General features: G+C 66.0%; 1 protein-coding gene. It reads right to left on the bottom strand.

Translation table 11 applies throughout. The annotated features are described in order from the left end of the window. A partial coding sequence (locus WCE05_RS25910; protein WP_368816825.1) for a phosphopantetheine-binding protein occupies positions 1-567 on the bottom strand: 567 nt, incomplete at both ends.

The raw sequence follows: 567 nt of genomic DNA, 5'->3' as shown, positions 1-567 counted from the left end.
CGTCGTGCTGGGCGTACAGTGCCAGCAGCGCCTGCTCCAATGCGCTGGCATCCACCGTTTCGGTGCCGCGCAGCAACAGCGACTGGTTCCAGTGTTGCGGCTCGCTCATGCGCTGGTCGAAGAACCACTGCTGGAACGGCAGCAATGGCATGCCCCCGAGCAGCGGACCTTGCTCGGCCTTCACCGCTCCCTCGCCTTCGCGCAGCACCGCTGCCAGGCCGCGCACGGTCTGGTGCTGGAACAGTTCCTTGGGCGTGAAGTGCAGGCCCTGCTGGCGCGCACGTCCGACGACCTGAATCGAGACGATGGAATCGCCCCCAAGCTCGAAGAAGTTGTCGTTCACCCCGACCCGCTCAAGGCGCAACACATCGGCCCAGACTGCGGCCAGACGGTGCTCCCGCGCATTGGCCGGTGCCTCATAGACCTTTTGCACAAGGGCAGCATCCACGGCGGGCAAGGCCTTGCGGTCGAGCTTGCCGTTGGGCGACAGCGGCAGGCTGTCCAGTGCCAGCCACTGGTTCGGCACCATGTAGTCCGGTAGGCCACGGCGCAGATGCTCGGCCAGTT

The sequence above is a fragment of the Pseudomonas sp. I2 genome (assembly GCF_040984075.1).
Lineage (GTDB): Bacteria > Pseudomonadota > Gammaproteobacteria > Pseudomonadales > Pseudomonadaceae > Aquipseudomonas > Aquipseudomonas guariconensis_B.
The sequence above is the reverse complement of the archived record's forward strand: the minus strand, read 5'-3'. Positions and strand labels throughout refer to the sequence as shown.